Origin of the sequence: Streptomyces niveiscabiei, assembly GCF_001419795.1 — a bacterium.
In the GTDB taxonomy this organism is placed as follows: Bacteria; Actinomycetota; Actinomycetes; order Streptomycetales; family Streptomycetaceae; genus Streptomyces; species Streptomyces niveiscabiei.
The window spans coordinates 1-7052 of the sequence record NZ_LIRL01000353.1 but is presented as its reverse complement, the minus strand read 5'-3'; the positions used below and the strand labels follow the sequence as shown (position 1 = coordinate 7052).

The following is a 7052-nucleotide window of genomic DNA, read 5'->3' as shown; positions in this document are numbered from 1 at the left end:
GCCGCCGCCCCGGACGTACCGGCGGAGCGCTTTACGGCGATGACGCGGCTGGACCACAACCGCGCCCTGACGCAGCTGGCGAAGAAGACCGGCACGACGGTCGCCGACATCAAGCGCCTCACCATCTGGGGCAACCACTCGGCGACGCAGTACCCGGACATCTTCCACGCGACGGTCGCCGGTAAGAACGCGGCCGAGGTCGTGGGCGACGAGAAGTGGCTGGCCGAGGACTTCATCCCGACCGTCGCCAAGCGCGGCGCGGCCATCATCGAGGCCCGTGGCGCCTCCTCCGCCGCGTCGGCCGCGAACGCCGCGATCGACCACATCCACACCTGGGTCAACGGCACCGCCGAGGGCGACTGGGTCTCCATGGGCATCCCGTCGGACGGCTCCTACGGCGTCCCCGAGGGCCTCATCTCCTCCTTCCCGGTCACCACGAAGGACGGCGTGTACGAGATCGTCCAGGGCCTGGACATCAACGAGTTCTCCCGCGCGCGCATCGACGCGTCCGTGAAGGAGCTGGAGGAGGAGCGCGCGGACCGATTCCTGGCCCCTGGGTGACCGTACCGTCGCCCAGGGGCCGGCGTTTTTGGCGAACCGGGGCTGCGGTACGGCTCTTTCGGGCACGGTAGAGCCATGCGTGATTTCCGGGACAGCGCGCCGTCCTACCTGACCGTCCGGGTCGCCCAGCAGGCGGGCCCGATCGCCGCGTTCGCGGAGCAGGAGGCGGCGGAGGCGATGGAGCGGTACCCGATGGTCGTCGGCCTCGGGATGCCGCAGTTCTTCCCCACCCGCGAGCGCGAGACGGGCGGCTGGGAGATCCTCGGCCCCGGGTGCAGCGAGCCGCAGGGCGCGCGGGACGACCTCGGCCACCACTTCCGTATGAGCGCGAGCGAGGCCGAGGACGAGGCCGTGGGCCGCAAGTGGATGGCCGCGGCGGAGCGGATCGACCGCGAGGTCGTCGACGAGATCCGGGTACGCGGGGAGCGGTTCCGGATCGCCCGCGCGGGGCAGTTCGTCCGGCTGGGGCCCAACGGTCCCGAGCCGCCCCGGCCTTCCGACCGCGACACCGCCGACGTCGGCGCGGCGTACCGCCTCGACCACCGGGACGAGGGGTTCGTCATCGACCCCTACACCCCGACGAGCCTCTCCGACGGACTCGTCAAGCTGGAGCTGCTCAGCCTCGCCGGCCCGGTCGGCGACGTACCGCAGGAGGTGCGGGACGACGCCGTCGCGGCGCACCACGACCATCCCGGCGGGGTCCTGCTCACGCCGGTCTTCGTGATCTCCCGGCGGGAGCGCAGCGGCAGTTGGGCCCCGACGAACCTCGGCGGGACGCACGCGACCCCCCAGGGCGCCCGCGACTCCCTGGCCCACTGGCTCCGCGTCACCGGCCCCTGGAGCAGGAACCTCGACGACGCGAAGAAGGCGGAGTGGGCGGCGCTCGCGGACCGCCTCGACGAGACCCGCAAGAACGTCCTGGTCATCGACGGCCTCCGGCACCGGGTCACCCGGGTCGACCGCATCATCCGCATGGGCCCCGACGGCCCCGGGGGCCCCCGCCCCTCCGACCACGACTCCGAGCCCCCCATCGACGTCCACGTCCAGCAGCTCAAGGACGCGGGCCTGTGGGAGGACGACGAGAACAAGCCCCTCGAACTCGACGAGCGCACCCTGAAGTACCAGGCCCTCATGGAGCAGGAGGACAAGAGGCAGCGGGAGTGGCGGAAGGCCCGGGGGCTGCGGGACCCGGACTAGAAGCCCCTCAGGCCGTCGCCGTACCGCGCGGTCGGGCAACCGGATTCCAAGACAAGGCGATTGAGATGTCTGCCCACCCCCTCGACCGGGCACCGTACGTGCATGACCGATTACCAGGACAACCATCCGGCCTACCTCACGTTCCGGATGACCGTCCCGGAGAGCCCCCTCGCGCAGTTCGCGGACCAGGAGGCGTGGCGGGCACGGGACCGGTACCCGCAGGTGATGGGGTTGGGACTGCCGGAGTTCTTCCACATGGGGGAGTGCGAGCAAGGGGGGTGGGAGGTGCTCGGGTTCGGCAACATCACCCCCCAGGCCGCCCGCGACTCCCTCGGCAGCTACTTCCGTATGCACGCGAAGGAGGCCCAGGAGGCCGGCGACGAGAAGAACCGCCGCAAGTGGATGGTGGCGGCGAAGCGGATGGACCGGGAGGTCGTGAACGACCTCACCGTCCAGGGGCGCCGCTACCGCATCGTCCGGGTCAGCCGTTTCCTGCGGATGGGCCCCAACGGCCCCGAGCCGCCCCGCCCTTCGGACCGCGACACGGGCGAGGTCGGCGGCGGCGACGTCCCCGGCCCGAAGGACCAGGGCCACATCGTCGACGTCTTCGCCTGGACCGGCCTCTCCGAAGGCATCCTGAAGATGGAACTCGTCGACTACGTGAACGCCCGCGACCACACGACCGAGGAGGGGTACGAGGATTCCCGCAGGGCCCGCCGCGAGTACCCCGGCGGCGTCCTCATGCCGCCCGTGTTCACGGTCTCCGAGCGCCGCGACGGCCAGTGGGGCGCCTTCAACATCGCCACCTCGTACGCGACGGCGCAGGGCGCGCGCGACGCCCTCGCCTCCTACCTCCGCCTGCACGGCCCGTGGGAGCTCGGCCTCGACGAGGAGACGAAGGCCGAGTGGGCGGCGCACGCCGACCGGCTCGACGAGACCCGCGCCAACGCCCTCGTCGTGGACGGCGTCCGCTACCGCGTCACCCGCGTGGAACGCCTCGTCCGGATGGGCCCCGACGGCCCCGAGCCGCCCCGCCGCTCCGACTACGACCCCGAGGAACCGTCCGACGTCCAGGTCAAGCGGCTCAAGGACGCGGGGCTGTGGAACGAGGAGGAGGACGACACGCCGGTCGATCCGGAGGTCAGCGCGAGCATGGAGGAGTACCGGAAGTTGTGGGAGGCGGAGAAGGAGAGGAAGCGGGCCTGGCGGAAGGCCAGGGGGATGCGGGATCTGGACCGGTAGCGGTGCCCTGGCGTCGAGGGGAGACTTCGGCGCCGGGTGCGGCCTGAGGGGCGTCCGGCGGTGTGGATGCCGGGGCCCCGGTCTCGCGCTCGCCCCTGAACTCCGTCACCACCAAGGCCGTTGACACCAGCACCGTGATGCCGACGACCCGCAGGGCCGAGCCCATCCCCGACGCCAGGTCGGGGTGGTGGGCCAGCAGGGTGCCGGACACGGCCACGCCGAGGGCCGCGCCGATCTCGCGGGCCGAGGTGCCGAGCCCGGAGCCCAGGCCGGTGCGGTGAGGGGGGAGGGACGTCGCGACGCCCAGAGTCAGCGCCGGCATCGCCAGGCCCGTACCCGCCGAGATCGTCAACAGCCAGCAGGCGTACAGGGGATACGGCGTTCCCGCGTCCGCCGTCGACGTGCCCAGCAGGCCGAGGCCGATCAGCGCGAGGCCCGCGCCGACCACCGGACGCGGGTGCGCGGACCAGCGCGCCGCGAACTTCGGGACCAGCGCCATGCCGACGATCACGGGGAGGATCGCGACGCCGGTGACACCTGGCCCGTACCCCTTGACCTCTTGCAGGTACTGCGAGTTGACGAAGAAGAGGGCGAAGAGCCCGAAGAACCCGGTGGCCAACCCGAGGACGGTGGCCCGGAGTTGGGAGGAGCGGAAGAGGCGGGGGTCGAAGAGGGGCGCTTTGTACGAGGGGTGCGGGGCCAAGTCCGTTTTCTGATCCATGAGTTCACCCCGCCGTGCCGCCCTCACCGACCTCCCCGTGAACCCCCCGATCAGCCCAGCGCCCACCCCGAACGCCGTCAGGATCACCCCCGACGTCCACCCGTGCTCGGGGCTCTCGATGATCCCGAACAGCACCGCCACCAACCCGGCGGTGAGCAGCGACGTCCCCACGGGATCGAGGGAGTTGCGCGGCGAGCGAGGCGTAAGCGGGGTCGTCACCGCGACGGCGACCGCCAGGAGCCCGGCGAGCGGGACCATGGCCCAGAACAGCGCCCGCCACGTGAGGAACTGCCCCACCAGCCCGCCCCCGAGGTTCCCCGCCATCCCGCCGAGCCCGATCGCCAGCGTCCACGACGCCATCGCCTGAGCCCTGCGCGCGGGCCCCGCGAGGTGGACGACGAGGGACATCGTCGCCGGCGTGATGAGCGCGGCGCCGGCGCCGGAGACGCCCCGACCGGCGATGAGCAGCGCGGGCGTCGGGGCCGACGCGCTGCCCCCGGCGCCGATCGCGAACAGCGCGAGCCCGGCGAGCAGGGCACCCTTGCGCCCGTACCGGTCCCCCAGGGCGCCCGCCGGGATCAGCAGCCCGGCGAAGGCGATGACGTACGCGTCGACGGTCCACAGGATCTCGGCGTGGGAGGGCCGCAGGCCGGACGCCGCGAGCTGCGGAATGAGCAGGTTGATCGCCGCGACCATGCTCTGCGCGACGAGCACGCAGGCGCACAGCGCGAGGAGGGTCGGGCGTTTCAGGGCAGGCGAGGGCACGGCTCCTCCAGGGAACTGGACGGTGTGGGATTCCCGGTCGGCGGGCCCTTTCACCGTAGGATCGCCCCTGGCCTGCTTTCCAGTGCAACCTTCGCAAGGGACGAATGCGTGTGACGCAATCCGTGGACCTCAACCTGCTCGTCGCCCTGGACGTCCTGCTGGAGGAGTGCAGTGTCCAGGGCGCCGCCCGCCGCCTGCACCTCTCCGAGCCCGCGATGAGCCGCACCCTCGGCCGCATCCGTACGGCGCTCGGCGACCCGGTGCTGGTCAGGGCGGGCCGGCGGATGGTCCCCACGCCGCGCGCGCTCGCCGTGCGCGCCGAGGTGAGCGCGGTCGTCGAGCGGGCCCGCGCGGTGTTCACCCCGGCCGGCACCGACCTCCGTACCGTCGAGCGGACCTTCTCGATCCTCGGCCACGACGCCATAGCCGCCTCGCACGGCCCCGCCCTCCTCGCCCGCGCCGCCGCCGAGGCGCCCGGCATCCGGCTGCGGTTCCTCAGCGAGAGCCACCTCGACGCGCCGTTCCTCCGCGAGGGCACCGCCGACCTCGAAGTGGGCGTCGTCGACAGCACCTCGCCCGAGGTGCGCACCGAACTCATCGCCGAGGACCGGATGGTGGGGGTCGTACGGGCCGGACACCCCCTGCTGGAAGGGGAGTTGACGCCGGAACGGTTCGCCGTCGAGGCGGACCACCTGACCGTGTCCCGGCGCGGCAAGCTGCACGGGCCGGTCGACGCCGCCCTCGCCGAACTCGGCCTGCACCGCCGGGTAGTCGTGAGCGTCGGCTCGCTGCCCGCGTCCCTCTTCGTCCTGCGCGACACCGACCTCGTCGGCCTCAACACGGGCTGGGGGCTGCCGCTGGCGCGGACGTTGGGGCTCGCCCACTTCGAAGTACCGCTGCCGCTCCCGCCGTTGCGGCTCGGGATGGCCTGGCACCCCCGCTACGACGCCGACCCCGCGCACGCGTGGCTGCGGGGGCTGGTGCGGGAACAGCTGCGCGAAGCGCTGCCCAACCGACGTGACCCGCCAGGGAGTTGAGGGTGCCTCCCGGACGATTCAGGTGCGTCCGGAAGGCACCCTCGGGAAGGCCGGACCCGCGGATCGGGGTGGAGGCGAGAGCGGCTGAACCCGATCCGCAGGGCCGGCGAAGGTCATGGCCGGGGCGCGAGGCCCGCCGCGAACTCCCGCAGCGCAGCCGTCGCACACCGCTGCATCCCCGGCCCGAACGTCACCCGGGTCGCCCCCAGCGTGCCCAGGTCCGCGGGCGTCGGCCCCTCCCGCGGGTGGCCGAGGACGTTGATCGGCCCCTTGATCCCCGCCCGCAGCAGCGGCAGCGCGACCGGGGGCGCGAGGATCGGGTACACGCAGTCCGCGCCGGCCGCCACGTACAGCGCGGCCCGCTCGATCGCCGCCTCCGGAGAGGCGACGCCGCGTACGAAGGTGTCGATGCGCGCGTTGACGAACAGGCTCCCGTCCGCCACCGCGCACACCTCCGCGAGCCAGTCGGCGTGCTCGTGCGGGTCCTTGAGGACTTCCCCGCGTGAGTCCTCAAGGTTGCACCCCACGACACCGGCCTCCAGGAGCCGTGCCACCAGCTCCCTCGGCGCCAGCCCGTACCCGTCCTCGACATCCGCCGACACCGGGACGTCCACCGCGCGCGCGATCCGTGACACCGCCGCGAACATCTCCAGGGCCGGGGTCTTCCCGTCCGCGTACCCGAGGCTCGCCGCGACCCCGGCGCTCGGCGTCGCCAGTGCCGGGAACCCCGCGTCCGCGAACACGCCCGCGCTCACCGCGTCCCAGGCGCCGGCCAGGACGAGGGGGTCGTCCGGGCGGCGCCGCGAGTGCAGCGCGCGGAAGATCTCCGTCTTGCTCATCCGGCGTCCCCCGGCTGGTACGTCCCCGCGACCATCCGCGTCGTCACGCCGATCCTGTTCCACGCGTTGATCACCGTGATCACCGAGATGAGCCGCGCCAGCTCCGTCTCCCCGAACAGCTTCGCCGCGGTGCCGTACACCTCGTCCGACACGGGGCCCTCCGTGAGCCGCGTCATCGCCTCGGCCAGCTCGATCGCCGCGACCTCGCGCTCGGTGTAGAAGTGCCGGGACTCCTCCCACACCGTCAGCTGCATCAGCCGCTCGACGCTCTCGCCGTTCGCCAGCGCGTCCTTGCTGTGCATGTCCACGCAGAACGCACACCCGTTGAGCTGCGACACCCGCACCTTGACGAGGTACCTGAGCGTCGCGTCGACACCCTGCTGCGCCGCCGCGTCCAGTCGCACCAACGCGCGATAGACCTCCGGCACCCGCTCCGCCAGCACCATCCGCGGACAGTGCGCCGCCCGCTCCCGCTCCGCTGCGCTCATGAAACCGACCCTAAGATCCAAGCAGCCCACGGTTATGGTCCATTCCGTGACCGAAAACGTGGGCCAATCGGGAGGGGCCGAGCGTGGACGAGAACGGTGACGACCCCGTCGTCCTGACCGGCCTGGCCGGCATCCCCACCTCCGAGGCCGTCCCCGTGTACGACGACCCCGGCCCCGACGAGCCACCGCAAGCACCCCCCGC

General features: G+C 72.6%; 7 protein-coding genes. 4 read left to right on the top strand and 3 right to left on the bottom strand.

Annotated features, from left to right (window positions below; all coding sequences use genetic code 11):
• From AOK24_RS18010 to AOK24_RS18000, 3 genes are all read left to right on the top strand, one after another.
• Window positions 1-561, top strand: a 561-nt coding sequence (locus tag AOK24_RS18010) for a malate dehydrogenase (RefSeq protein WP_107103986.1), incomplete at its 5' end; no start/stop codon positions are given.
• A 75-nt stretch (window positions 562-636) separates the two neighbouring features.
• Complete coding sequence (locus AOK24_RS18005; RefSeq protein WP_055721100.1) at window positions 637-1758, top strand: DUF5954 family protein; 1122 nt, start codon at window positions 637-639, stop codon at window positions 1756-1758.
• A 102-nt stretch (window positions 1759-1860) separates the two neighbouring features.
• On the top strand, window positions 1861-3000 hold the full coding sequence (locus AOK24_RS18000) for a DUF5954 family protein (protein ID WP_055721099.1): 1140 nt from the start codon (window positions 1861-1863) through the stop codon (window positions 2998-3000).
• Here AOK24_RS18000 and AOK24_RS17995 read toward each other — a convergent pair.
• Complete coding sequence (locus AOK24_RS17995) at window positions 2900-4486, bottom strand: MFS transporter (protein ID WP_055721098.1); 1587 nt, start codon at window positions 4484-4486, stop codon at window positions 2900-2902. The two genes, AOK24_RS18000 and AOK24_RS17995, sit on opposite strands and share 101 nt — an antisense overlap.
• Before the next feature lie 104 nt (window positions 4487-4590).
• On the opposite strand from AOK24_RS17995, the gene AOK24_RS17990 reads away from it, so the two are divergent.
• Window positions 4591-5523, top strand: coding sequence for a LysR family transcriptional regulator (locus tag AOK24_RS17990; protein ID WP_055721097.1), 933 nt, complete (start codon window positions 4591-4593; stop codon window positions 5521-5523).
• Window positions 5524-5636: 113 nt separating this feature from the next.
• On the opposite strand, the gene AOK24_RS17985 is transcribed toward AOK24_RS17990, so the two are convergent.
• Together AOK24_RS17985 and AOK24_RS17980 are read right to left on the bottom strand one after the other, a co-directional pair.
• Complete coding sequence (locus tag AOK24_RS17985) at window positions 5637-6362, bottom strand: isocitrate lyase/PEP mutase family protein (RefSeq protein ID WP_055721096.1); 726 nt, start codon at window positions 6360-6362, stop codon at window positions 5637-5639.
• Window positions 6359-6850, bottom strand: coding sequence for a carboxymuconolactone decarboxylase family protein (locus tag AOK24_RS17980; protein ID WP_055721095.1), 492 nt, complete (start codon window positions 6848-6850; stop codon window positions 6359-6361). Before AOK24_RS17980 ends, AOK24_RS17985 begins: the two co-directional genes overlap by 4 nt.
• Window positions 6851-7052 lie beyond the last annotated feature (202 nt).

Coding starts and splice junctions, on each gene's coding strand:
- AOK24_RS18005 (WP_055721100.1), top strand. CDS start 637: ATGCGTGATTTCCGGGACAGCGCGCCGTCCTACCTGACCGTCCGGGTC.
- AOK24_RS18000 (WP_055721099.1), top strand. CDS start 1,861: ATGACCGATTACCAGGACAACCATCCGGCCTACCTCACGTTCCGGATG.
- AOK24_RS17990 (WP_055721097.1), top strand. CDS start 4,591: ATGCGTGTGACGCAATCCGTGGACCTCAACCTGCTCGTCGCCCTGGAC.
- AOK24_RS17980 (WP_055721095.1), bottom strand. CDS start 6,850: ATGAGCGCAGCGGAGCGGGAGCGGGCGGCGCACTGTCCGCGGATGGTG.
- AOK24_RS17985 (WP_055721096.1), bottom strand. CDS start 6,362: ATGAGCAAGACGGAGATCTTCCGCGCGCTGCACTCGCGGCGCCGCCCG.